General features: G+C 73.0%; 17 protein-coding genes. All 17 read left to right on the top strand.

The genetic code is table 11. The features are described 5' to 3' along the window. The first annotated feature begins 105 nt into the window (after positions 1-105). Positions 106-1,734, top strand: coding sequence for an alpha-amylase family glycosyl hydrolase (locus tag RM540_RS00770; protein WP_311661261.1), 1,629 nt, complete (start codon positions 106-108; stop codon positions 1,732-1,734). A 115-nt stretch (positions 1,735-1,849) separates the two neighbouring features. Continuing rightward, the gene (locus tag RM540_RS00765) at positions 1,850-2,296 is read left to right on the top strand and encodes a TonB-dependent receptor plug domain-containing protein (protein WP_311661259.1); all 447 of its coding nucleotides are present in this window, start codon (positions 1,850-1,852) and stop codon (positions 2,294-2,296) included. A 445-nt stretch (positions 2,297-2,741) separates the two neighbouring features. Next, positions 2,742-5,870 carry a SusC/RagA family TonB-linked outer membrane protein gene (locus RM540_RS00760; RefSeq protein ID WP_311661257.1) on the top strand — a complete coding sequence of 1,043 codons (3,129 nt, stop codon included), beginning with the start codon at positions 2,742-2,744 and terminating at the stop codon, positions 5,868-5,870. 52 nt (positions 5,871-5,922) lie between these two features. Beyond that, positions 5,923-7,584 (top strand): RagB/SusD family nutrient uptake outer membrane protein, encoded by a 1,662-nt coding sequence (locus RM540_RS00755; RefSeq protein ID WP_311661256.1) that lies wholly within the window; start codon positions 5,923-5,925, stop codon positions 7,582-7,584. Positions 7,585-7,729: 145 nt separating this feature from the next. After that, the gene (locus tag RM540_RS00750; protein WP_311661254.1) at positions 7,730-11,161 is read left to right on the top strand and encodes an FG-GAP-like repeat-containing protein; all 3,432 of its coding nucleotides are present in this window, start codon (positions 7,730-7,732) and stop codon (positions 11,159-11,161) included. 323 nt (positions 11,162-11,484) lie between these two features. Continuing rightward, on the top strand, positions 11,485-11,889 hold the full coding sequence (locus RM540_RS00745) for a GIY-YIG nuclease family protein (protein ID WP_311661253.1): 405 nt from the start codon (positions 11,485-11,487) through the stop codon (positions 11,887-11,889). 81 nt (positions 11,890-11,970) lie between these two features. Then, positions 11,971-15,393 (top strand): VCBS repeat-containing protein, encoded by a 3,423-nt coding sequence (locus RM540_RS00740; protein WP_311661251.1) that lies wholly within the window; start codon positions 11,971-11,973, stop codon positions 15,391-15,393. Positions 15,394-15,604: 211 nt separating this feature from the next. Continuing rightward, the gene (locus tag RM540_RS00735; protein ID WP_311661249.1) at positions 15,605-16,987 is read left to right on the top strand and encodes a vanadium-dependent haloperoxidase; all 1,383 of its coding nucleotides are present in this window, start codon (positions 15,605-15,607) and stop codon (positions 16,985-16,987) included. Positions 16,988-17,026: 39 nt separating this feature from the next. Beyond that, a complete protein-coding gene (locus RM540_RS00730) occupies positions 17,027-17,446 on the top strand; it encodes a hypothetical protein (protein ID WP_311661247.1) in 420 nt (139 codons plus the stop codon). A 97-nt stretch (positions 17,447-17,543) separates the two neighbouring features. After that, entirely contained in the window at positions 17,544-18,257 is a 714-nt protein-coding gene (locus RM540_RS00725; protein ID WP_311661245.1) for a 3-keto-disaccharide hydrolase, read from the top strand. 142 nt (positions 18,258-18,399) lie between these two features. Continuing rightward, positions 18,400-19,716: an MFS transporter gene (locus RM540_RS00720; protein ID WP_311661244.1), complete on the top strand. Its 1,317-nt coding sequence runs from the start codon at positions 18,400-18,402 to the stop codon at positions 19,714-19,716. Positions 19,717-19,799: 83 nt separating this feature from the next. After that, positions 19,800-20,564 (top strand): gluconate 2-dehydrogenase subunit 3 family protein, encoded by a 765-nt coding sequence (locus RM540_RS00715; protein WP_311661242.1) that lies wholly within the window; start codon positions 19,800-19,802, stop codon positions 20,562-20,564. An 81-nt stretch (positions 20,565-20,645) separates the two neighbouring features. After that, entirely contained in the window at positions 20,646-22,421 is a 1,776-nt protein-coding gene (locus RM540_RS00710; RefSeq protein WP_311661241.1) for a GMC oxidoreductase, read from the top strand. 121 nt (positions 22,422-22,542) lie between these two features. Continuing rightward, complete coding sequence (locus RM540_RS00705) at positions 22,543-23,991, top strand: Gfo/Idh/MocA family protein (protein WP_311661239.1); 1,449 nt, start codon at positions 22,543-22,545, stop codon at positions 23,989-23,991. Positions 23,992-24,101: 110 nt separating this feature from the next. Further along, on the top strand, positions 24,102-24,989 hold the full coding sequence (locus RM540_RS00700) for a sugar phosphate isomerase/epimerase family protein (RefSeq protein ID WP_311661237.1): 888 nt from the start codon (positions 24,102-24,104) through the stop codon (positions 24,987-24,989). 42 nt (positions 24,990-25,031) lie between these two features. Beyond that, positions 25,032-25,916 (top strand): hydroxypyruvate isomerase family protein, encoded by an 885-nt coding sequence (locus RM540_RS00695; protein WP_311661236.1) that lies wholly within the window; start codon positions 25,032-25,034, stop codon positions 25,914-25,916. Next, positions 25,904-26,647: a ThuA domain-containing protein gene (locus RM540_RS00690; RefSeq protein ID WP_311661234.1), complete on the top strand. Its 744-nt coding sequence runs from the start codon at positions 25,904-25,906 to the stop codon at positions 26,645-26,647. Before RM540_RS00695 ends, RM540_RS00690 begins: the two co-directional genes overlap by 13 nt. Positions 26,648-26,694 lie beyond the last annotated feature (47 nt).

Genomic DNA, 26,694 nt, shown 5'->3' with positions numbered 1-26,694 from the left:
CGGGGTACGGCCCTGGGTGGGCGTCCCGGGTCGCGTACCCGGTACCTCGCACCCTATACCCTCCTGTCCTCCGCCCCCGCCGCCCCGCCCCCTTTCCCTCTCCCCATGTCCCCCCCCTGGTGGCAGACCCGCGTGGTCTACCAGATCTACCCCCGCTCCTTCCAGGACGCCAACGGCGACGGCGTCGGTGACCTGCCGGGCGTCACCGAGCGGCTGCCCTACGTGGCCGAGACGCTCGGGATCGGGGCCGTCTGGCTCAGCCCGTTCTACCCCTCGCCCCAGGCCGACTTCGGCTACGACGTCTCGGACTACCGCGACGTGGACCCCCAGTTCGGCACGCTCGACGACTTCGACGCCCTCGCCGCGCGGTGCCACGAGCTGGACCTCAAGCTCATCGTCGACTTCGTCCCCAACCACTCCTCCGACCAGCACGCGTGGTTCCAGGAGAGCCGGGCGGGGCGGGAGAGCGCGAAGCGCGACTGGTACGTCTGGCGCGACCCGACGCCGGACGGCTCGCCCCCGAACAACTGGCTGAGCCACTTTGGCGGCCCCGCCTGGACGCTCGACGAGGCCACGGGCCAGATGTACCTCCACAGCTTCCTCCACGAGCAGCCCGACCTCAACTGGCGGAACCCCGAAGTCGAGGCCGAGATGCTCGACACGCTCCGGTTCTGGATGGACCGCGGCGTCGACGGCTTCCGCATCGACGTGGCCCACTCGATCCTGAAGGACCCTGAGATGCGCGACAACCCGCCGCGCACCGCCCCGCCCGAGGGCGCGTTCAAGTCGCTCGGCGAGTACGACACGCAGCTCCACGTCCACGACAAGGCGCACGCCGACGTCCACGACGCGTTCGCCCGCATCCGCCGGACGGTCGACGGCCACTCGGACGCCGAGCGCGTGGCGATCGGGGAGATCCACGAGTTCGACCTCGACCGCTGGGCCTCGTTCTACGGCGAGCCGACGGGCGACGGGCGCCTCAGCGGGCTCCACATGCCGTTCAACTTCGGCCTCCTCAACGTCGAGTGGACGGCCGCCGACGTCCGCGCGCACGTCGACGCCGTCGAGGCCGCGCTGCCCGAGGGCGCCTGGCCGAACTACGTGCTGGGCAACCACGACGAGCCCCGGCTCGCGACGCGGCTGGGGCCGGAGAGCGTGCGCCTGGCCGGGCTCCTCCTGCTCACGCTCCGCGGCACGCCCACGCTGTACTACGGCGACGAGCTGGGGATGCCCGACGTGGACGTGCCGCTGGACCAGCGGAAGGACCCGTGGGCCGAGCGGAGCGGGGACCCTACGCTGAGCCGCGACGGCTGCCGCACGCCGATGGCCTGGGACGGCTCGCCGTCGGCCGGCTTCTCGACCGCCCCGCCCGACGCGCTGTGGCTCCCGCTCCACGCGTCGCACGACCGGGTCAACGTGGAGGCCGAGTTGGCGGACCCCGACTCGCACCTCGCCTTCTACCGCCGCGCGCTCGCCGTCCGCCGCGCGACGCCCGCGCTCCAGACCGGCGCCTACGCGGGGCTCGACGGCGTGCCCGACGGCGTGTTCGGCTTCACGCGCGGCGACGACGCGCTCGTCCTCCTGCACTTCGGGGGCGGGGCGGTCCACGTCGACCTCCCCGCCCGCTTCCGCGACGGCCGCGTCGCGCTCTCGACCGACGGCCGCGACGGGGGCGGGGCGGCGGGCGCGTCGCTCGCGCTGCCGGCGTGGGGCGGGGTGGTCGTCGTGCGGTAGCCCACCCGGCCCGCACCACCAAGGGGCGGGGCGGCCGCGAGTAAGTGCCGGGCACGACATACCTTGCGCGCGGGGCGGGGCGGCCTACCTTGACCGCCACCCCGCCCCCGCTGCCATGCCGCTGGTCTCGCGCCTCCGCCCCGCCCTCGTGCTGGCCGCCGTCCTCGCCGGCTGTGGCTCGTCGGAGGGCGTGCGCGAGGCGCCCGACCCCAACGTAGTCGAGGGCGACGAGATCGAGCGCCGCGACATCGCCCGGGTCGAGGAGATGCTGCGCGGCCAGGTCGCGGGTGTCGACGTGCGCCAGGGCGAGGGCGGCCTGATTGTCCGCATCCGGGGCGCCGAGGACTTCGGCCTCAGCGGGGGCGACCCGCTCTTCGTCATCGACGGACTCCCGATCGCGCAGGGCATGCGCGGCGTGCTGGTCGGCATCAACCCGCGCGACGTCCAGTCGATCCGTGTCCTCAAGAACGCGTCCGACACCGCGCTCTACGGCTCGCGCGGGGCCAACGGCGTCATCCTCATCACGACGATGCGGCCCTCGGCTCCCAGCGACGACCAGTAGAGCGGGCGGGGCGGCACGCACAGAGCGTGAGGGCGGGGCGGATGCGGGACGCCCCTACGCGGCGGACCGCCTGCGTAGGAAGGACGGACCGTCTGGAACGTCACTCCGGGAAACCACGACGCCCCTGCCGTCTCGCACGAGGCCGGAAGCGCTCCCGAAGGACGCCTCGTTTACGGGGGAGGCCTGCCGCCCGAGAGGCCCCGGCCGCACCGCTGGCTCCCCCCGGGCAGGTGAAGGGGGAGCGGAGACGAGCCCGGACGCTCCACGCTAAAAGGAGGGAGTTATTTGGTATAAAGGGCACGCCGAAGTGCCCTGTGCGGCGGGCCGGATCGGGCTCTGATCGCGTGGAAGCGCTTGCGGGAGGGGGAGCCGGAGCCTACTTTCACCGAGAAGCGAAAGCGCTTTCACTGGCTCCGCACTTCTCCACCCCGCCCCCTCTACCGAGATGAGTCGATCTGCTACTCTGCTCGGGCTCGTAGCCCTCCTGCTGGCGCTCGCCGCCCCGCCCGTCGCGGCCCAGTCGCAAACTGTCACCGGCGTGGTGACCGACGCCACCTCTGGCGACCCGCTCCCGTTCGTCAACATCATCATCCAGGGGACGACGCGCGGCGTCGCGACCGACGTCGACGGGAACTACTCGATCGAGGTCCCCGGCCCCGACGCCGTCCTCCTGTACCGCTTCCTCGGCTACGTCGACCAGGCGATCACGGTGGGCTCGCAGAGCGTGATCAACGTCGGACTGGAAGAGGACTCCAACGTCCTCGACGACGTCGTGGTGGTCGGCTACGGGACCCAGCGCCGCGGCGATGTCACGGCGTCGGTTGCGACGGTCGAGATCGACGACGCGAACCAGGCGCTCGCGACCGCTCCGACCGACCTCATCGAGGGCCGCGTGGCCGGCGTCAACGTGGTCGAGACAAGCGGGGAGCCGGGCGCCGGCGTCTCGCTCCGCATCCGGGGCGGGACCTCGATCGCGGCGTCCAACGAGCCGCTCTACGTCATCGACGGCATCCCGATCTCGGGTGCAAATGTGACCCCGGGCGGGTCGGGCGAGGTGAGCACCTCCCCGCCCCGGAACCCGCTCACGCTCCTCAACCCGAACGACATCGAGTCTATCTCGGTCCTCAAGGACGCCTCGGCAACGGCCATCTACGGCTCGCGCGGGGCCAACGGCGTTGTCCTTATCACGACCAAGTCCGGCGTCTCCGGCCAGGTGACGGTTGATTATGAGGGGACGACCTCGTTTGCCAACGCCTCGAACACGTTCGACATCCTCTCGGCCGACGAGCTTAGGGACTTTCTCCGCGCGAACTCGCCGGACTCGCCGATCATCAACGAGACCGCGAACGCGGACTTTAACGAGGCCGTCTTCCGCACGGCCGTCTCGCAGTCGCACAACCTCTCGTTCGGGGGCGGCTCCAACGGGTCGCAGTACCGGGCCAGCTTGAGCTACCTCGACCAGGAGGGGATCGTAATCTCGTCGGGAATCGAGAGGATCACGGGCCGGCTCAACGCCGAGACCCAGTTCCTCGACAACCGGCTCCGGTTCGGGCTCAACCTCACGAGCGCGCTCACCAACGACGACTTCACGCCGGCGAACGCGACCGGCGGGTTCCGCGGCGGCATCTTCCAAAACGTCATCGACTTCCGACCGACCCTTCCAATTGAGGTTGCCGACCAAGCCGAGGGGACGTTCACTGAGATCGCAGGCCAGCGCGACATCCGCAACCCGGTCGGGCTCGCCAACCAACTCGACGAGACGGCCCGAACGACGCGGACGCTCGGCAACATTACGGCGGCCTTCGACCTCGTCGAGGGGCTGACGGCCCAGCTCAACTTGGGCGGCGACCGCTCGATCGGCACGCGCCGGGCGTTCTACCCCAACTCCAGCCCCGTCGGCGCCGCGTTCGGTGGGGCCGCGTACCAGCAGACGCTGAACCAGCAGTCGGTCACGCTCCAGACCTACCTCACCTACGCCCGCCCATTCGGGGACACTAACCTCGACCTCCTCGGGGGCTACGAGTACTCCGAGTTCGACCGCGACGAGAACGCGATCCAGGGCGTCGGCTTCACGACCGACTTTACCCGCGACAACGACATCCAGGCAGCCGAGGACCTCCCGCCCGTCGGCGGGGCCTACGGCCCCGGCAACTTCTCGACGCGCTCTGAGAACCTGCTCGCCTCGTTCTTTGCGCGCGCCAACGTCAACTACGACCAGCGGTACTACCTCAGCGGGACGGCCCGCTACGATGGGTCGAGCCGGTTCTCCGAGGACAACCGCTACGCGTTCTTTCCCGCCGTCTCGGCCGCGTGGCGAATCTCGGAGGAGCCGTTCCTCGCTGGCAACCAGACGGTCTCCGACCTCCGCCTCCGCGCCGGCTACGGCGTCGTCGGCAATCAGGACATCGGCGACTACCTCTACTTCCCGCTCCTCGGATTCTCGGCCGCCAACACGGCCGTCCTGAACGGCGAGCAGGTCCGCGGCTACGCCCCGTTCCAGCTCGTCAACCCGGACCTGAAGTGGGAGGAGAAGGAGGAGTTCACGATCGGCCTCGACTACCGCATCCTGGGCGACCGGGTATTCGGGTCCATCGAGTTCTTCCGCAACACGACCAATGACCTCCTGCTCCCGGTGACGATCCCGCAGCCGGCCGTCGTCTCGACGCAGATCCAGAACATCGGGTCGCTCCGCAACACGGGCGTTGACGTCTCGCTCGACGCCTTCCTCCTGGAGACGAACAACAGCTCGGTCTCGCTCGGCGTCACGTTCAGCACGGTCCAAAACGAGATCCTCGACCTCGGCGGCCGCAACCAACTCTTTACGGGCCGCGTCAGCGGGCGTGGGCAGTCGGACATCAACTCGCTCCTGCTCACGCCGGGCGAGGAGTTCCCCGTCATCTACGGGCCAGAGTTTACCGGCCGGTTCGCGCCCGCGGGGACACTCGACGAGGAGGGGAACGACATCGGAGGTCTCCCGCTCTTCAACGACTACGTCGAGCGAGACCTCAACGGCGACGGCCTCATCGGCCCGCTCGAGCGCGAGCTCGTTGATGGCCCCGGGACGACGGCCCCCCAGTCCGATGACCGGGTCAAGCTCGGGAGCCCGCGGCCGGACTTCACCTACGGCATCCGGCTCAACGGCGAGTTCGGCGACTTCGCCGTCCGTGCGTTCTTCCGCGGCGAGCAAGGTCGCGAGCTGTTCAACAACACGGCGCTCATTTACGCGACGCAAAGCGCGGGCCTCCAGGGCCGGAACTTCCTCGCAGGCGACTTCGACCCGAACGAGGCGGTAGACGCCGCACCGATCTACTCGTCGCGCTACGTGGAGAATGCCTCGTTCTTCCGCCTCGACCAGCTCACGCTGGAGTACGGGGTCGGCCGGTTTATCCCGCAGGTCCGCTCGGCCCGCGTCTTCGTAACGGGGAACAACTTGTTCCTCATCACGCCCTACAGCGGGCTCGACCCCGAAGTGAACACGAACGCGGCCAACGGCCGGATCAACGCGATCGGGATCGATTACCTGACCTACCCCAAGGCCCGGACCTTCTCCATCGGCGTCAACCTCGGCCTCTAACCCAGCCCCGCGGGCGGGGTGGTTCCGGCCGCCCCACCCTGCCCCCTCTACTATGACCTTGCCATTCATCAAGCGGACCCGCCTCGCCGTCGGCGCAGCGCTCGTGGCAGCGCCGGCGTTCGGGCTCGCGGCCTGCACCGACCTCTCGGTCGATCCGTTCAGCTCCGTCAACCCGGAGAACTTCTACCAGACCGACGCCGAGGTCCTCGCCGCCCTCTCGCCCGTCTACTCCCAACTCCGCGCGACGCTCTGGGAGTACCACAACCTCAGTCAGGTCTCATCCGATGAGACGATCGTTCCCACACGCGGCTCGGACTGGAGCGATGGTGGCCGGTGGCTCTCGATGCACCGCCAGGACTGGTCGCCCACGCTGACCGATCTCAATGGGGCCTGGATCCAGTCGTTTACGGGCGTCGCCCGGGCCAACGGTATCATCTCGGACTTAGGCGGGATCGATGTCCCGAACAAAGATGCCCTCATCGCCGAGGCCCGCGCGCTCCGCGCGTTCTACTACTACACCCTCCTCGACCTGTTCGGGAACGTCCCGATCCTGGCGCCGGAGCCGGGCTCGGATCCATCCGAATTTATCGTGGATCCGGACAACCCGCCCGTCCAGCGCTCGCGCGCCGAAGTCTTCGACTTCATCGTCTCCGAGCTCGAGGCGTCCCGTGGCGCGCTCCCCATCGCCGGCGCCGGAAACGGCGGCCGGTTCAGCCAGGGCGCCGTCGACGCGGTCCTCGCCAACCTCTACCTCAACGCCCCAGTCTTTACCGGGACTGTGACGGCCGGCGGCCTCCAGCGCGGCCCCGCGCGGTGGGCCGACGCCGAGCGGCTGGCAACGCAGGTCATCGACAGCGGGACGTACAGCCTAGTCCAGGGCGCCAACGCCTGGTTCCAGATGTTCTCGGCCGACAACGAGAACAACCCCGAGCACATCTTCGTCATCCAACACCTCGCGGAGATTGGATTCGGGCTGAGCTTCCCGCAGCGTGGCCTCCACTACAACTCCTTCACGGGCGGGGCGTGGAACGGGTTCTCAACGATCGCCGAGACGTACCAGGAGTTCGACGGGGAGGACCCGCGGCGCCAGATCTTTGCCATCGGCCAGGCCTATAACTACGACGCCTGCGACCCCGTCACCAACCCCGAGTCGTGCACCGTGGACACCAACGGCGATGGGGTCGCGGACGCGGCGATCGAGAACCGGAACGACGAGCCGCTCATCTTCACGCTCGACTTCCCGGGCGGTGTCGAGAACACAACGGAGGGCGCCGGCGTGCGGATCGTCAAGTTCCCGCCGGATCCGGAGTACACGGAGACCGCCGACGGCAACCACGGCAACGACTACCCCTACTTCCGCCTCGGCGAGATGTACCTCATCCGGGCCGAGGCCCGGCTCGAGCAGGGGAACACCGCCGGTGCCCTCGCCGACGTCAACGCGATTCGAGACCGGGTGGGTGCCCCGCTCCTGACGTCGATCGACCGCAAGGCGATCCTCGACGAGCGGCTCTTCGAGCTGACGTACGAGGCCCGCCGCCGCCAGGACCTGATCCGCGCCGACGAGTCCATCGCCGAGTTCGGCGGCTCGGGCAACCTGTTCACGCGGGCGTGGTCGTTCAAGGACGCGAGCCAGCCGTTCCGCGTGCTGTTCCCGATCCCGCAGCAGCAGATCGACGCCTCCGACGGGACGCTGACGCAGAACCCGGGCTACTAGACCGCCCCGCCCCGCTCGGTCCGACGCGCCCCGCCCCCGCCGGCGGGGCGCGTTCCGTTTGAGCTCGCCCCGCCCGCTCCACACGACGGGGGCGGGGCGGGCGTTCGGGCCGGTGGGGCCGCCGCCGCCGCTCTCGATCCGCCCCATGCCCCTCCGACCGCCCCGCCCCGCCCTCCTGCTCGCCGCCGCCGTCGCGCTCGCCGCGTGCTCGGGCGGGGCGGAGGACCCGCTGTTCACGTCGCTGCCGGCGTCGGAGACCGGGCTGGCCTTCGAGAACCGCGTCGAGGAGACGCAGGCGCTCAACGTGTTCACGTTCCGCCACGTCTACAACGGGGGCGGGGTGGGGATCGGGGACCTCGACGGCGACGGCCGGCCGGACGTGTACCTCACGGCCAACCTCGGCCCCAACCGGCTCTTCCTCAACCGGACCGAGACGGGCGCGGACGGGCAGGCGGGGCCGCTCCGCTTCGAGGACGTGACCGACGGGGCCGGCGTGGCGGGGCGGGGCGGCTGGAGCACCGGCGTCTCGGTCGCCGACGTGGACGGCGACGGCGACCTCGACCTCTACGTCTCGAACGCGGGCGACCCCGACGGCGGCCGACGCGCCAACGAGCTGTTCGTCAACCTCGGCCCCGGACCGGACGGCGTGCCGCGCTTCGAGGACCGCGCCGCGGCGTGGGGCGTGGCCGACGAGGGGACCTCGACGCAGGGCGCCTTTTTCGACTACGACGCCGACGGCGACCTCGACCTCTACGTGCTCAACAACTCGTTCCGGCCCGTGACGTCGTTCGGGCTGAAGAACACGCGCGCGCAGCGGGCGGAGCGCGACGCCGACCGGCTCTACCGGAACGAGGCCGCCCCGGGCGAGGCGCCCCGCTTCGAGGACGTCAGCGAGGCGGCCGGCATCTACGGCTCCGACATCGGCTTCGGCCTGGGCGTCACGCTGGGCGACGTGGACGACGACGGGCGCCTCGACGTCTACGTGTCGAACGACTTTTTCGAGCGCGACTACCTCTACCGCAACCGCGGCGACGGCACGTTCGACGAGGTGCTCGAGGGGTCGATGCCCGTCATCAGCCAGTCGTCGATGGGCGCCGACATGGCCGACCTCACGGGCGACGGGCTCCCCGAGGTGTTCGTCGTCGACATGCTGCCGTCAAGCGACGACCGGCTCAAGCAGTCGACGTCGTACGAGGGCTACAACCTGTACCGGGCCAAGGTGGGGCAGGGGTTCCACCACCAGCTCATGCGCAACACGCTCCAGCGCAACAACGCCGACGGCGGGGCGGGGCGGGCGCCGACGTTCTCGGACGTGGCCTCGGTGGCCGGCGTGGCCGAGACCGACTGGAGCTGGGCGCCGCTCTTCGCCGACCTCGACCTCGACGGGTGGCCCGACCTGTTCGTCGCCAACGGCGTGCTCCGCGACGTGACCGACCAGGACTACATCGCCTTCCTGGCCGACGCCCAGACGCGCGAGTCGGTCACGAGCGGGGGCGGCGTCGACTTTCTCGCGCTCACGCGCGAGATGCCCTCCACCCCGCTCGAAAACGTCGCCTTCCGCAACCTGGGCGGGGCGGCTCCGGGCGGACCGCAGACCGGCGGGGCGGTGGCCTTCGAGCGGGCGCCCGAGTGGGGGCTCGGCGAGGCCGGCTTCTCGAACGGCTCGGCGGCCGCCGACCTCGACGGCGACGGCGACCTCGACCTCGTCGTCAACAACGTGAACGCGCCGGCCAGCGTCTACCTCAGCCACGCGGCCGAGCGGTTCCCGGAGCGCCGCGCGCTCGCGGTCGCGCTGGAGGGCGAGGGCGCCAACACGCAGGGCGTCGGCGCCAAGGTCGTCGTGTGGAGCGGCGGGCGAATGCAGACGCGCGAGGCCGTCGGGGTGCACGGGTTCCAGTCGAGCGTGGCCGCCCCGCTCCACGTCGGCCTGGGCGGGGCAGCGCGTGTAGACTCGGTCGTCGTGCGGTGGCCGGACGGCCGCGTGCAGGCGCTGGCCGACGTGCCGGCGGGCCGCCTCACGCTCCGCCAGGCCGACTCCGGTCCGCCCCGCCCGCTCGTGTTCCGGCCGGGCGGGGCGGCCGCCTTGCGCGACGTGACGGCCGAGAGCGGGCTCGCGTGGCGCCACGCCGAGAACCCGTACGTCGACTTCGACCGCGAGCTGCTCATGCCGTGGACCGAGTCGGACGCCGGCCCGGCCGTGGCCGTGGGCGACCTCGACGGCGACGGCCTGGACGACCTGTTCCTGGGCGGGGCGGCCGGGCAGCCGGGCGCCGTCTGGCTCCAGCGCGGCGGGCGCTTCCAGGCCACGGACCACCCCGCCCTCGACGCCGACGCGGCGGCCGAGGACGTGGGCGCCGCGCTCCTCGACGCCGACGGCGACGGCGACCTCGACGTGTACGTGGGCTCGGGCGGCTACGAGCCCGACGCCGCCGCGCCCGTCCTCCGCGACCGGCTCTACCTCAACGACGGGGCGGGGCGGCTGGTCGCGGCGCCCGCCGGCGCGCTCCCCACGACGGCCGAGGCGGTCGGCCCGGTCGTGGCGGCCGACTGGGACGGCGACGGCGACACCGACCTGTTCGTCGGCGGCCGCGTGGTGCCGGGCGCCTACGGCGTCACGCCGCGGAGCGCGCTCCTGCGCAACGACGGCCGCCCCGGCGCCCCCCGCTTCGTCGACGTCACGCGGGGCGCGGCGCCCGGGCTGGACGAGGCCGGGCTCGTCACCGGCGCCGCCTGGGGCGACCTCGACGGCGACGGCGACGCGGACCTCGTGACGGTCGGCCAGTGGGCGCCGGTCACGGTCTGGACCAACGACGGCGGCCGCTTCTCCCCCGCCCCGCTCGACGGGACCACCGGCCTGTGGGGCGGGGTGGCGCTCGCGGACGGCGACGGCGACGGCGACCTCGACGTGGTGGCCGCGAACTGGGGGCGGAACAGCCGGCTCCGCGCGAGCCCCGAGGAGCCGCTGCGCCTGCTCGTGGGCGACTTCGACCAGAACGGGCAGACCGAGCCGCTGCTCTCGGTCTACGACCGGGGCCGGAGCCTCCCGTTCGCGCTCCGCGGCGAGCTCACGAAGCAGCTCCCCATGCTCAAGCGCGACCGCCTCGCCCACCGCGACTACGTGGGCCAGTCGGTCGAGGACCTCCTGACGCCGGCCCAGCGCGCGAACGCCGTCGAGCGCGAGGCCGTCCAGCTGGCGTCCGTCTACGCCGAGAACCGCGGGGGCGGGGCGTGGGCCGTCCGCCCGCTCCCGTTCGAGGCGCAGCTCGCGCCCATGGCCGCCGTCCTCGCAGGCGACGTCGACGGCGACGGCCGCCTCGACCTCCTGCTCGCCGGCAACCGCGACGGGCTCAAACCCGACCTCGGCCGTCAGGCGGCGTCGGCCGGCGTGCTCCTGCGCGGCGACGGGCGGGGCGGGTTCGCGGCCGTGCCCGGCAGCGGGTTCCGCGTGCCGGGCCAGACGCGCGGGCTCGTCCGCGTCGAGACGCCGGGCGGCCCGCTCGTGGTGGCGGTCCGCACCGACGACGCGCCGCTCGTGTTTGCCACCCCGCCCGCGGTGGGCGGGGCGGGGCGGCGGTGACGGCGGCCGCGTGGCGGCGGGTGGGGTGGTACCCTCCCGTTCCTCCAAGTCATCCCCGCGCAGGCCGCAAGGCTGTTAGGTTCTCCTGTGGCAACGTCCCATCCACTCCGTCATTCCCGCGCAGGCGGGAATCCAGGGGCGAGGGCGGGGCGCGGGTCACCCGCAGGACGGCTTCGGACGAGCACCGCCCCCGGTGTCGAGCCCCCTCGCGCCGCCCAGAACGACGGGCTCGGGGGGCGCGTTACAATGCAACGGTCTTGCCACGCAGGCGGGGATTCGGAGATCGAGCCGCACCCCGCCCACGGCACCTCCCCACCCCGCCCGTGCCACGCCCCGGCTACGTCTACCTCCTCGCCAGCCGCCGCAACGGGACGCTCTACGTCGGCGTCACGAGCGACCTCGTCCGCCGCGTCGCCGAGCATCGGGGCGGGGCGGTCGCGGGGTTCACCGCCGACTACGCCGTCCACCGGCTCGTCTACGTCGAAGCACACGCCGACGTGCAGGACGCGATCCGGCGCGAGAAGCAGATCAAGAAGTGGCGGCGGGCGTGGAAGCTCCGGCTCATCGAGGAGAGCAACTCGGCGTGGCGGGACCTCTACGCAGACTGGTGCGAGGCGCTCACGAGGAGCCGCCCCGCCCCGCGGAACAGGCCGAGCCCCGTTCATGAAAGAGGAGCCACTCCAACGATGAAGCTCACCCCTCCTGGATTCCCGCCTGCGCGGGAATGACGGGTTGGGGTGCAGTGCGTTCAGGCCGAGCCTCCCCATGTGCCCTCTTCCGCCCGCCCCGCCCTGCCGCCTCGTCGTCCTGTGACCGCCCCGCCCCGCCCGCTCGCCCTGCTCGCCGCGCTCGTGCTCGCCGCCTGCGGGGGCGGGGCGGAGGACCCGCTGTTCGTGTCGCTCGACCCGGCCGAGACCGGCGTGGCGTTCGAGAACGCGCTCGCCGAAGGCCCCGGCTTCAACATCCTCTCCTACCTCTACTACTACAACGGGGGCGGGGTGGCGGCCGGCGACGTCGACGGCGACGGGCTCCCCGACCTCTACTTCACGTCGAACGAGGGGCCGAACGCGCTCTACCTCAACCGGACCGCGCCGGGCGGGCCGATCCGCTTCGAGGACGTGACGGACGCGGCCGGCGTGGCCGGCACGAGCGACTGGACGACCGGGGCGACGATGGCCGACGTCGATGGCGACGGCCGGCTCGACCTCTACGTCTCGGCCGTCGGCGCATACCGCGGGCAGCGCGGGCGGAACGAGCTGTTCCTGAACGAGGGCGCCGGCCCGGACGGCGTCCCGCGCTTCCGCGAGGCGGCGGCCGAGGTGGGCCTGGACTTCGAGGGGTTCGGCACGCAGGCCGCCTTTTTCGACTACGACCGCGACGGCGACCTCGACGTGTACCTCCTCAACCACGCCGTCCACACCGACCGGACGTACGCCCGCCCCGCCCTCACGCGCCAGCGCGACGAGCGGAGCGGCGACCGGCTCTACCGGAACGACGCGGACCAGGGCGGGGCGGTCCGCTTTACCGAGGTGACCGAGGAGGCCGGCATCCTGAGCGGGATCTCGGGCTACGGCCTCTCGGTGGTCCCCACGGACGCCGACGGCGACGGGTGGCCCGACCTCTACGTGGGCAACGACTTCCACGAGCACGACTTCCTCTACCTCAACAACCGCGACGGCACCTTCCGCGAGGCGTCGCAGACGGCGTTCGCGCACACGTCGCGGTTCTCGATGGGCGCCGACGCCGCCGACCTCGACGGCGACGGCCGCCCCGAGCTCGTGGTCCTCGACATGGCCCCGCGCCGCGAGGCCGTCCGCGCCGTCTCGGCCGGCGACGACACGTACGACGTGGCCGAGCTCAAGCGCGAGATGGGCTACGGCGCCCAGATCGCCCGGAACAGCGTCCAGCTCAACCGCGGGCTCGGGCCGGACGGCACGCCCCGGTTTTCGGACGTGGCCGCGCTCGCGGGCGTCGAGGCGACCGACTGGAGCTGGTCGGCCCTCCTCGCCGACCTCGACCTCGACGGCCGCCGCGACCTCTACGTGACGAACGGGATCTGGCGCCGGCCCAACGACCTCGACTACGTCAACTACGTCTCGAGCGACGTCGTGCAGCAGGACCTCGCCGACGGCGCGAGCGACGAGAACCAGGCGCTCCTCGCCAAGATGCCGCAGGTGCCGATCCCGAACGAGGCGTTCCGCAACCGGGGCGACCTCCGCTTCGAGGACGTGGGCGCGGCGTGGGGGCTGAACCAGGAGGGCTTCTCGAACGGCGCCGCGACCGCCGACCTGGACAACGACGGCGACCTCGACCTCGTCGTCAACAACCTGGGCGCCCCGGCCTCGATCTACCGGAACACGGCGGCCGAGCGGGGCGGGACCTCGCTCCGCATCACGCTCCAGGGCGAGGGCGCCAACACGGGCGGCGTAGGCGCGCGCGTGGCGGTCCGCACCGACGCCGGGGAGCAGACGGCCGAGGCGTTCCCCACGCGCGGCTACCTCTCGTCGGTCGACCCGCGCCTCGTGTTCGGCCTGGGCGGACCGCACACCGGCGGCGCGGCGCGGGCGGGGCGGGTGCAGGTCATGTGGCCCGACGGCCGCGTGCAGACGCTCACCGACGTGCCCGCCGGCGCGCTCACGCTCCGCCAGGCCGACGCCGCCCCGCCCGACGACGCGCCCGCCCCGCCCCGCCCGGCGACGCTGTTCGAGGACGTGACGGCCGCGAGCGGGCTCGGCTGGCGCCACGTCGAGAACGTGTTCGTCGACTTTAACCGCGAGCGGCTCATGCCGCACAAGCTCTCGACCGAGGGGCCGGCGCTGGCCGTCGGCGACGTGGACGGCGACGGGCTCGACGACGTGTTCGTGGGCGGCGCGCGCGGCCAGGCGAGCGTTCTTTTTCTTCAGACCGCGGGCGGGTTCACTCAGGCCGAAGACGGGCCGTGGGAGGCCGACCGAGAGGGCGAGGACGTCGCCGCCACCTTCTTCGACGCCGACGGCGACGGCGACCTCGACTTGTACGTGGGCACGGCCGGCAACGAGTTCCGCGGCACCAATGAGGCCCTCCGCGACCGGCTCTACCTGAACGGCGGGGCGGGGCGGTTCGAGCGCGCGCCGCGCGCCGCGCTCCCCGACCTGTTCGTCCACACCGGCGCCGTCGCGGCGGCGGACTGGGACGGCGACGGCGACACCGACCTCTTCGTCGGCGGCCGCGTGGTGCCGCGGGCGTACGGCCGCCCCGCCCAAAGCGCGCTCCTGGAGAACGACGGGGCGGGGCGGTTCCGCGACGTGACCGAGGCGACGGCGCCCGGGCTCGCGCGCGTCGGCATGGTGTCGCGGGCGGCGTGGGCGGATCTCGACGGCGACGGCCGCGACGACCTCGTGGTCATAGGCGAGTGGATGGCGCCGACCGTTTTCCGCAACACGGGCCGCGCGCTGGAGGCCACCGACGTCGGGCTGGGCGGGGCGACCGGCCGGTGGACGGCGCTCGCCGCGGCCGACCTCGACGGCGACGGCGACACTGACCTCGCGCTCGGCAACCTGGGCCTCAATTCGCGCCTCCGCGCGACGCCCGACCACCCCGCCCGCCTGCTCCTCGCCGACTTCGACGAGAACGGTCAGGAGGACGGCCTCCTCACGACCTGGCGCGACGGCGCCGACTACCCGGTCGCGACGGTCCCGCTCCTCCAGCAGCAGTTCCCCGAGCTCCGCCAGCGGTTCCCGACCGCGACGGCCTTCGGCGCGCGGACGGCCGAGGACCTGTTCGGCGCGCGCGCCCGTGACGCCGACCGGCTGGAGGCGACCACGTTCGCGAGCGCCGTCGCCTGGAACGACGGGGCGGGGCGGTTCAGGTTGGCGCCGCTCCCTCGGCTCGCCCAGACCGAGCCGCTCTACGCCGCGCTCGCCAGCGACGTCGACGGCGACGGGCGGACCGACCTCGTGCTCGGCGGCGGCCTCCTGGGCGTGCGCCCCGACGAGGGGCGCTACGACGCCGGGCTGGGACTCCTCCTGCTGAACAGCGGCGGGCGGGGCAGACCCGACGCGGGCGGACTCGATGCGGGCGGGGCGGGCACATTCCGGGCGGCCGGGCTCGACGCCGGCCTCGCGCTCGACGGCGAGGTCCGCAACCTGGCGTTCGTCCGCCGGCCGGACGGGTCGCGGTGGCTCGTGGCGGCGGCGACGGACGGCCCGCTCCAGGTCGTCCGCGTGGGCGGGGCGGCCGTGGCGCGGCGGTAGGGCGGGGCGGTTTCGAGCGCCACCCCGCCCGGGCGCCTCAGCCCTTCCTGGTGGAGCGCGTTCGGGCGGGGCGGCAGGCTCGACCGCTCCGCCCCCACACGCCGGGCGGGGCGGAACCCGTTCAAAGACTGCGTCGGAGCAGCGGCGGGACTTGCGCGTGGGAGCGCTTTCATGGATCTTGCCGACCCGTGTGTGAGATCCGTGTGCGCCCATGACCCGCCCCGCCCTCCTGCTCGTCGGCGCCGTCCTGCTCGCCGCGTGCGCCGAGCCGGCGCTGGAGGACGTGGCGCCGGCCGCCGCCGACCCCGAGCTGCTGCACGGCGTCGTGCTGACGACGACGGAGACGATGACGCACGACATCTTCAGCCCGCCCCAGGCCAGCCGCGTCTACGCCTACCAGGCCGTCGCCGCCCACGAGGCGCTGGCGGCCGTGACCGGCGAGCGGGCCTCGCTGGCCGGCCAGCTCCGCGACCTCTCCGCCCCGCCCGCCCCGCCCGACGCGCCGGTCCACGGGCCGACGGCCGCGCTCTCGGCCGCGCTCGCCGTGGCCGAGGCGCTCACGTTCTCGGACGAGACCGTCGCCGCCCACCGCGAGGCCGTCGAGGTGCGGCTCCGCGAGGGCGGGGTGGCGGGCGCGCTCGCCGAGCGGTCGGCGGCCTACGGCGAGGCCGTCGCGCAGCACGTGCTGGCGTGGGCCGCGGGCGACCAGTACGCCCAGACGCGGAGCGCCCCGGCCTACACCGTCACCGACGAGCCCGGCACGTGGCGGCCCACGCCGCCGGCCTACCTCGACGCCATCGAGCCCAGCTGGGGCCGGCTCCGCCCGTTCGTGCTCGACTCGGCCGCCCAGTTCAAGCCGCCCCGCCCCCACGCGTACTCGCTGGCGCCCGGGAGCGCGTTCCGCCGCGAGGTCGACGAGGTGTACGAGGTCGGGGTTGGGCTGACCGACGAGCAGCGCGAGATCGCGTCGTTCTGGGACTGCAACCCGTACACGATGCACACGCGCGGCCACGCCATGTTCGCGACGAAGAAGCTGACGCCGGGCGGCCACTGGATGGGCATCGCGGCCATCGCGAGCCGCCAGGCCGGCGACGACTTCGCGAGCGCCGCCGAGGCCTACGCGCGGACCGCGCTCGCGCTCTCGGACGGCTTTATCAGCGTGTGGGACGAAAAGTACCGGAGCCGGCTCATCCGCCCCGAGACCGTCATCAACGAGCACATCGACGAGGCGTGGGCGCCGCTCCTCCAGACGCCCCCGTTCCCCGAGTACTCGTCGGGCCACAGCGTGGTCTCGGCCGCCGCCGCCGAGGCGCTCACCGCCCTCTACGGCGAGCCGTTCGCGTTCGACGACACGACCGAGGTGGCCTACGGGCTCCCGGTCCGCCGGTTCGCGTCGTTCCGGGCCGCCGCCGAGGAGGCCGCCATCAGCCGGCTCTACGGCGGCATCCACTACCGGATGGCCGCCGAGCACGGCGTCGAGCAGGGCCGCGGCGTCGGCCGCCTCCACGTCGACCGGCTCCAGACGCGGCCCGCCGCCGTCGCCGAGGCGCGGGGCACGCGCTCCGGCACCGGGGCGGGGCGGTCGGCGGAGTAGCTTCGGCGGCCGCCCCCACCCCGCCCTCTGGGCTCGCTCATGCCCCGCCGCCTGCTCGTCGTCCTCGCCCTTCTCGCCCCGCTCGCGCTCGCCGCGTGCGACGCCAGCGGGCCGGACCCCGTCGGCATCACGGGCACGTGGGAGGGCGTGATCAAGGACATGAACGACGCGTCGGCCGAGTACCCGGTGACGTTCCGGCTCACCGACACGGGCACGCACGTGACGGGCTCGGGCGAGTACACGCTCCCGGCCGAGCGCGTCGAGTTCACGGTCGTCAACGGCTCGTTCTTCCAGTCGACCGCCACCCTCGAGCTCCGGTTCGCGCTCCCCCCGTTCACCGGGACGGTCGTAGCGACGTTAACGGAGACCGACCCCGGTCGCCTGCAGGGGACGTTCTCCGGGCGCGGCGGCGGCAATGGCGACCTAGACATTGAGCTCGTCGCCCGGCGCGTGAGCTGACCGCCCCGCCCTTCCACGCCGCGGGCGGGGTGGAAGGGCTTTCACCCGGGCGGGGCGGCGCTTACATTGACCCTGCCCTTCACGCTCCGTTAACCGCGTGCCGCCCCGCCCCGCCCTCCTCCTGACGCTGTTGCTCGCCGCCTGCGGCGCCCCGCCCGTGACCACGGGCGGGGCGGAGACGACGGGCGGGACGGAGACCGGGTGGGTCGCCCTGTTCGACGGAGAGACCCTCGACGGCTGGCGCGGCTACAACCGCGACGACGTGCCGGCGGCGTGGTCGGTCGCCGACGGCGAGATCCGCTTCGACCCGGCGGCCGAGGACCGCGGCGACCTCATGGTGGACGGCGCCTACGGCGACTTCGAGCTCGAGCTCGAGTGGCAGCTCGACGCGTGCGGCAACAGCGGCGTCTTTTACCGCGGCGAGGAGGGGCCGGCGCTCGACGCCCCGTGGCGGACGGCGCTGGAGTACCAGCTCCTCGACGACGCCTGCAACCCGGACGGCGCCTACCCCTCGCACCGGGCCGGCGCCCTCTACGACCTCTACGTCCCGGCCGACAGCGTCGCCCGCCCCGCCCAGTGGAACCGGACGCGCATCGTGGCCGACGGCCCGCGCATCGAGCACTGGCTCAACGGCGAGCGCGTGGTCACCGCCGAGCAGGGCTCGCCCGGGTGGGACGTCCGCGTGGCCGCCTCCAAGTTCCGCGACGCCGACGCCTTCCCCGCCTACGGCACACGGCGGGGCGGGGTGGTGGGCATTCAGGACCACGGCGACGCGCTCCGCGTCCGCTCCGTCCGCATCCGCGCCCTCTAGTGCAGCGCCGAGCCACACGTGATGGGTCGGCGGGTGTTGCGTCTGGCGTGTCGCGTCGGCCTCGGATACGCAGTACGGACCACGCAACACGAGCGATCGACCCCGTCAGAACCTCGTTGAACGACCACCATCCCTTGTAGCCATGAACGGAACCGCCCCGCCCACGGCCGTCAAGGCGCGCCTCAGCGCCATGATGTTCCTGGAGTTCTTTGTCTGGGGCGCCTGGTACACGACGGTCGCCGTCTACATGGCGGCCGAGGGGCTCGGCGACCTCACGCACTGGCCGTACACCGTGAACCCGGTGGCCGCCATCGTCGCCCCGTTCTTCCTCGGGCTCGTGGCCGACCGCTACTTCGCGGCGCAGAAGGTGTTCGGCGTGCTCCACCTCGTGGGCGGGGCGCTCATGCTGCTCGCGCCCAGCCTGATCCAGAACCCGACGCTGTTTATCCTGGTGCTCCTGGGCTACAACCTGTGCTACATGCCCACGCTGGGGCTCTCGAACACGATCGCGTTCGAGCAGCTGGAGGACCAGGAAAAGGAGTTCCCCATCATCCGCGTGTTCGGGACGGTCGGGTGGATCGTGGCCGGCCTCGCCATCTCGTTCATCCTGAGCCCGGTGCTGGGCGTGACGGCCGAGGCGACGGCATGGCCGCTCTACCTGACCGGCATCGGGAGCCTCGTGCTCGGCGTGTTCTCGTTCACGCTCCCCGACACCCCGCCCGCCGCCGCCGGCCAGCCCGTCTCGGTCCGGTCCATCGCCGGCGTCGACGCCTTTAAGCAGCTGGGGAGCCGGTCGTTCTACGTGTTTCTCGGAGCGGCGCTGCTCCTGTGCATCCCGCTCGCGGCATACTACAACTTTACGCAGCTCTTCCTGGAGGCGACCGGCTTCGAGAACATCGCCGCCACGCAGTCCCTGGGGCAGGTGTCCGAGGTGCTGTTCATGCTCCTCATGCCGCTCCTGTTCGTCCGCTGGGGCGTCAAGTGGATGCTGGCGGCGGGCATGGTGGCGTGGGTCCTGCGCTACGCGCTCTTCGCGCTCGCCGCGCCGGAGTCGGTGACGTGGATGATCGTGGGCGGCATCGCGCTCCACGGCATCTGCTACGACTTCTTCTTCGTGACGGGCCAGATCTACGTCGAGAAAAAGTCGACGCCGGCCGTCCGCGGGCAGGCGCAGGGGCTGTTCGTGCTCGTGACCTACGGGGTCGGGATGCTCATCGGCGCGCAGGTGGCCGGGGCCGTCTACAACGGGTTCCTCTCGGGCCGCGAGGTCCTCCCGCTCGCCGAGTGGACCCAGTTCTGGTGGATCCCGGCCGGCTTCGCGGCCATCGTCCTCGTCCTCTTCGTCGCCTTCTTCCACGACCGCGTCGACCGCTCGGCGGTCACCGTCACGCCCGAGGGCGACGCCCCCGACGCCTCACTCACGCCGGCCTCCGAAGCCGGCGTCCCCGTCGTCTCCTGAGGGCGGGGTGGACTCGGAGGGCGGGGCGGCCGCCCCCGCACGACCGCCCCGCCCCGCCCGTTCGTCCCCGCCCCGCCCCCGCCATGCACGACGCCCTCTCGAACACGATCAGCCGCCGCTCGGCGCTCCGCCGGCTCTCGCTCGCCCTGGGCGGGGTGGCGACCGCCCCGCTCGCGTCCGGGCTCCTCGGCGGGTGCCGCACGCCGGCCGCCGGCGAGGCCTACGCTTACCAGACGCTGGCCGAGCCGCAGCAGCGGACGCTCGCCGCGCTCGTCGACCAGATCCTTCCCGCCACCGACACGCCCGGGGCGGCCGACGTCGGCGTGCCGCAGTTCGTCGACCTCATGCTGACGGACTGGTACGCCCCGGACGAGCGCGACGCCTTCCTCGCCGGGCTCGCCGACGTCGACGGCCGGGCCGAGGGCGGCTCGTTCGCGGCGCTCGACGGCGAGGCGCAGGCGCGCCTCGTGGCCCAGATGGACGCCGAGACCTACCCGCCCGCCCCGCCCGAGGAGCCCGTCGACGGCGACGTGGCCGGGGCCGCCCAGGAGGGGACGTACAACGCTGAGGAGGAGCGCGAGCGCGAGGTGGCCGGCATGCAGGGCGAGCTCGGCGAGGCGATGGACGACGAGGCGGGCGACCAGCGCGAGCTCCAGACCGGCGAGGGCCAGGCGCACGCCGGCGCCTCCGACGACGCCCCGCCCTTTTTCCGCCAGCTCAAGGAGCTCACGGTCGCCGGCTACTACACGTCCGAGGCCGGGGCGACGGAGGAGCTCCAGTGGCTCGCCGTCCCGGGCCGCTACGACGCCGACGTCCCGCTCTCCGAGGTCGGCCGCGCCTGGGCGTAGAGGCGCGTGCGGGGTGCCCGGTACGCCGCAGGTCCGCCCGCTGAGCCCGTACCCAGTACCTAGTACCCAGTACCGAACACCATGCAGCACGACGCACATGGCGCCCACGGCGCCTCCTATATCGAGAAGATCCGGACGGTTCAGGTGCAGTCCAGCGGCGAGCCCTACGACGCGATCGTGATCGGGTCCGGGATCTCGGGCGGCTGGGCGGCCAAGGAGCTGACCGAGAAGGGGCTCAAGACGCTCGTCCTGGAGCGCGGCCGGAACGTCGAGCACGGGGCCGGCTACGTCACCGAGCACCGGCCGCCGTGGGAGACCCCGTTCCGCGGGCGGGGCGACCGCCGCCACGCCGAGGCCCGCCAGTTCCGCCAGATGAAGGCCGGCCCGTTCAACGAGAACACGGCTCATTGGTACGTCGACGACGTGGACCACCCCTACGAGACGGGCGCCGACGACGCCCCCGACGAGTTCCTCTGGGTGAGGGGCTACCACCTCGGCGGCCGGTCGGTCATGTGGGGCCGTCAGACGTACCGGCTCGCGCCAATAGACTTTACGGCCAACGAGCGCGAGGGGCGCGGCACGCGCTGGCCCATCACCTACGCCGACATCGAGCCGTGGTACTCGTACGTCGAGCCGTTCGTGGGCATCTCGGGCGAGCCGCGCGGGTTCCGCCAGCTCCCCGACTCGGAGTTCCTGCCGGCCATGCCGATGACGGCCGTCGAGGCCCACGTCAAGGACTCGATCGCCCGCGACTTCGACGGCCGCGCCATGACGATCGGGCGGGCCGCCATCCTCACGCAGCCGCTGGGCGGCCGCGCCGCGTGCCACTACTGCGGCCCGTGCGACCGGGGCTGCTCGGCCGGCGCCTACTTCTGCTCGCTCTCCTCGACGCTCCCCGCCGCCCAGGCCACGGGCAACCTCACCGTCCGGCCCGACTCCATCGTCCACTCGCTGATCTACGACGAGGACACGGACCGCGTCCGCGGCGTGCGCGTGATCGACCGCGAGACGAAGGAGCCGCTGGAGTTCTACGCCAAGGTCGTGTTCCTCAACGCGAGCGCGCTGGGCTCGGCCCAGATCCTCATGCAGACGACGACGCCGCGCTTCCCGGACGGGCTGGGCAACCAGTCGGGCCTGCTCGGCAAGGGGATCATGGACCACCACTTCAAGTGCGGGGCGAACGGCGAGGTCCCGGGCTTCGAGGACCGCTACACGTTCGGGAGCCGGCCCAACGGCATCTACATCCCGCGCTTCCAGAACCTCCCCTGGGAGCCGTCCTCGGGCCGCGACTTCGTGCGCGGCTACGGCTACCAGGGCGGGTCGGGCCGGGCGGGGTGGAGCCGCGGGGCCGGCCAGCCCGGCGTGGGCGTCGCGCTCAAGGAGTCGCTCCAGGAGCCGGGCCAGTGGTCGTTCACGATGTACCCGTTCGGCGAGACGCTGGCCTACGACGACAACCGGATCGAGCTGACCGACGAGGTCGACGCCTGGGGCATCCCGGTCCCCCGCGTCGTCGGGTCGATCCGCGAGAACGAGTACCGGATGCGCGAGGGGATGAAGAACGACGGGGCCGAGATGCTGGAGGCCGCCGGCGCCACGAACGTGCAGACGTTCGACCAGCCGTATCGGCTCGGCGAGGGCATCCACGAGATGGGGACGGCGCGGATGAGCGCGACGCCCGAGACCGGGTGCGTCGACCGTCACAACCGGGTTCACGAGGTCCCCAACCTCTACGTCACCGACGGCGCCTTTATGACGTCGGCCGGGTGCCAGAACCCGTCGCTGACCTACATGGCCATGACGGCCCGCGCCGTCGACCACGCCGTCAACGCCGTCAACCGGGGCGACCTGCGTGTGTGACGAGTGACGGGCTACGGGTGATGGGCAAAGGCCTCCACCCCGCCCGCCCGCTCGTCTGGAGCGACCCCGCCCCGCCCACGGGTCCTCCTCGTCACTCATTACCCGTCACACGTTACCCGCCATGAACCGTCGAGACTTTGCCCGCACCGCGGCGTTCGCCGCCGCCGCCCCGCTCGTCGTCCCGCGCCACGTGCTGGGCGGGGCGGGCCACGTCGCCCCGAGCGACGCCGTCGTGGTCGGCGTGATCGGGGCCGGCGGGATGGGCGCCTCGAACGCCGCCGCCCTTGCCGTCCGCGACGACGTCCGCATCGCGGCGCTCGCCGACGTGGACATGGGCCGCGTGGCCGAGGCCGTCGAGGGCCGGCTCGCGTCGGACGACCCGGGCGTGCAGCGGGCGGGGCGGGCGCTCCGCGACGCCTACGCCGGGGCCGCGACGTACGCCGACTTCCGCGAGATGCTGGAGCGCGAGAGCGGGCTGGACGCCGTCGTGGTCGCCACGCCGGACCACATGCACGCGCTGGCCGCGCTCGACGCGATGGGGCGGGGCCTCCACGTCTACTGCCAGAAGCCGCTGACGTACACGGTCGAGGAGAGCCGCCTCCTGCGTGACGCCGCCGCTGCGAGCGGGGTGATCACGCAGATGGGCAACCAGGGCCACTCGGGCGACGACGGCCGCCGCGTGGTCGAGGTCGTCCGCGCCGGCGTGCTGGGGCCGGTCCGCGAGGTGCTCTCGTGGACGAACCGGCCGAACGGGTGGTGGCCGCAGGGCGTCCCGCTGCCCGCGCCCGAGCCCGCCCCGCCCGGCCTCCCGTGGGACCTGTACCTGGGGCCGAACGAGGAGCAGCCGTACCGGCCGGGCATCCACCCGTTCGGGTGGCGCGGGTTCGTGGGCTTCGGCGTGGGGTCGCTGGGCGACATGGGCGCGCACCTCGTCGACTTCCCCGTGTGGGCGCTCGATTTGCCCCGCCCCGCCCGCGTCGAGACGCGGCACACGCCGTGGGGCGGCGGCGCCGACGACAAGGGGACGTACCCGCTCGCCACGATCACCGACTGGACGTTCCCCACGGCCGGCCCGCAGGCGGGCGCGGCCGATCCGGGCGGGGAGGTCCGCATGACGTGGTACGACGGCGGGCTCCTGCCGCCGACGCCCGAGAGCGCGCCCGACGGGTTCACGGTCGACCCGAACGGCGGCGTGATCTTCGTGGGCGAGCGTGGGCTGCTCGTCCACGAGACGTACGGGCGCAACCCGCGCTTCCTCCCCGCCCAGCGGGGCGGCGACACGTCGGCGCTGGAGGCGGCCGCGGCCGCCGTGCCGCAGACGCTCCCGCGCGTCGAGGGCGACATGGGCGGCCACGAGGCCAACTGGGTCCGCGCCATCCAGGGGACGGAGCCGATCTCGTGCCCGTTCGACTACGGCGCGCACCTCAACGAGATCATGCTGCTCGGCATCGCGGCCATGAACGCCGGCAAGCCCATCACGGTGGACCCGGGCGGGGCGGTCACGAACGTGCCCGACTCGGACGCCCTCCTCTCGCGCCGCTACCGGGCGGGGTGGGGGTTGAACGGGTAAGGGGTTACGGGTGATGGGCAAAGGCCTCCGCCCCGCCCGCTCGTCTGGAGCGACCCCGCCCCGCCCACGGGTCCTGCCCGTCACTCATCACTCGTCACTCATCGCCCGCCATGCACCGCCGCCGCTTTCTCCAGTCGTCCGCCGCCGCCGTGGGCGGGGTGGTCCTCGGGCCGACCGCGCTGCGCGTGGCGGAGGCCGCCCGCCGCGCCGGCGTGCCCGACACGCTCGGCATCCAGCTCTACAGCCTCCGCGACGTGCTCCCGGGCGACGTCAACGGCGTGCTCGAGATGCTGGCGCGGTACGGGTACGGCGAGGTCGAGACGGCCGGCTACGCCGACCTCGAGCCGGCCGTGTTCGCGGCCGCCCTCGACGCGCACGGGCTGACGGCGCCGAGCGCGCACCAGATGGTGGCCGAGGTCGTCGCAGGCTCCGAGAGCATGGCGGACGCCGGGCTGCCCGCGTTCGACGCGGCCCTGGAAACGGTCGCGGCCGTCGGCCACGGCTACCTCGTCATCCCATGGCTGCCGCCCGACGCGCGGCCCGACCGCGACGGCTACCTCGCGCTCGCCGACCTCCTCAACGACCTCGGCGAGCGGTCGCAGGCCGCCGGCGTCCAGCTGGGCTACCACAACCACGACTTCGAGTTCGACACGTTCGGCGGCGGCCGCCCGGCGTACTTCGACTTCGTCGAGCGGCTCGACCCGGACCTCGTCGTCCTGGAGCTCGACCTGTACTGGGCGCACGTGGCCGGCTACGACCCGGTCGAGATCTTCGAGCGCTACCCCGGGCGGTTCCCGCTGTGGCACGTCAAGGACGGAGCCGGGCCGGACATGGCGCAGACGGCCGTCGGCGCGGGCGTGATCGACTGGCCCCGGATCTTCGCCGCGAGCGGGGCGGCCGGGCTGCGGCACGCGTTCGTCGAGGCCGACACGCCGCCGGCCGGCTCGCTCGCCTTTGCCCAGGAGAGCATCGACTATCTCACGTCGCTCCGGGACTAGCCGCACCGCCCGCAGGCTCCCCCTCCCCCACCCCGCCCGAGCATGCGCCGCCGCGACTTTGTCCGCACCGCCGGGGCCGCGCTGCCGCTGGCGGCTCTCCCCGCTGGTTTGCAGCCCGCCCCGCCCGCCCCGCCCGCGGCGGCCGAGCGGGCGGGGCGGGAGGCGTCGTTCCGGCACTCGGTCTGTCAGTGGCCGTTTGGCATGTGGTCGCTGGACGAGCTGTGCGCGGTCGCGGCCGACCTGGGCATCGCGTCCGTCGAGCTGGTCCAGCCGGCGGACGAGCCGACGCTCGCGCGCCACGGGCTCACGTGCGCCATGACGGCGCAGTCCGCCGACGTGCCCGACCCGCTCCGCCAGGGATGGAACCGGGCCGAGCACCACGAGTGGCTGGTGCCGGCCTACCGCGAGCAGCTGGAGGCGACGGCGGGGGCGGGGTGGCCGAACCTCATCTGCTTCTCGGGCAACCGTGACGGCCTGGACGACGCGGCCGGCCTGGAGACGATGGCGCAGGGGCTCGAACGGATCCTCCCGCTCGCCGAGCGCCTCGGCGTGACGGTCTGCCTGGAGCTGTTCAACTCGAAGGTGGACCACCCGGACTACCAAGCCGACTCGACGGCGTGGGGCGTGGCCCTCGTGGAGCGGCTGGGCTCGCCGCGGTTCCGGCTGCTCTACGACGTCTACCACATGCAGATCATGGAAGGCGACGTGATCCGCACGCTGACCGACCACCTCGACGCCATCGCGCACGTCCACACGGCCGGGGTGCCGGGGCGGCACGAGATCGACGAGTCGCAGGAGCTGTTTTACCCGGCGATTGTGCGCGCGCTCGACGCGGCCGGCTACAGCGGCTACGTCGCCCAGGAGTTCATCCCGACCGGCGCCCCCCGCCCCGCCCTCGCCGACGCCGTCCGCCGATGCACCGTCTAGCCCTCGTTCTCGCCGTCCTCGTCGCCGGCTGCGCGACGACGGAGCCGGAGCCCGCGCCGGAGCCGACTGCGGAGCCACGCGTGCTCGTGTTCACAAAGACGGCCGGTTACCGCCACGCCTCGATCCCCGACGGCGTCGCCGCGCTCCGCGCGCTGGGCGGGGCGCGCGGCTTCGAGGTCGACGCGACCGAGGACAGCCTCGCGTTCGCGCCCGAGCGGCTGGCGCCCTACGCCGCCGTCGTCTTCCTCAACACCACGGGCGACGTGCTGGGGCCGGACGGGGAGGCCGCGCTCCGAGCGTACGTCGAGGGCGGCGGCGGCTGGGTCGGCGTGCACGCGGCGAGCGACACCGAGTACGCGTGGCCATGGTACGGGCGCCTCGTCGGAGCCTACTTCGAAAGCCACCCGCCCGTCCAGGAGGCCGCGCTCGCGGTCGCCGACGCGGACCACCCCGCCACGCGCGGCCTCCCCGCCCGCTGGATGCGGACCGACGAGTGGTACACCTTCCACGCCCCGCCCGAAAACGTCCGCGTGCTCCTCCGCCTCGACGGGGCCAGCTACGAGGGCGGGGCGGCGGGCACTCCACCGGCGGCGTGGGCGCACGAGGTCGGGCGGGGCCGCTCGGCGTACACGGCGCTCGGGCACACGGCCGAGAGCTACGCCGAGCCGCTGTTCCTGGCGCACCTGGGCGGGGCGGTCTGCTGGGCCGCCCGCCTCGACTGCGCGCGCTAGCCCGCCCCGCCCGGGCGGGGCGACAAGCAACGTCCCACGCGCCGCCC

Origin of the sequence: Rubrivirga litoralis, from assembly GCF_031846415.1 — a bacterium.
Taxonomy (GTDB): domain Bacteria; phylum Bacteroidota; class Rhodothermia; order Rhodothermales; family Rubricoccaceae; genus Rubrivirga; species Rubrivirga litoralis.
This window is presented reverse-complemented; position numbering and strand designations above follow the sequence as displayed.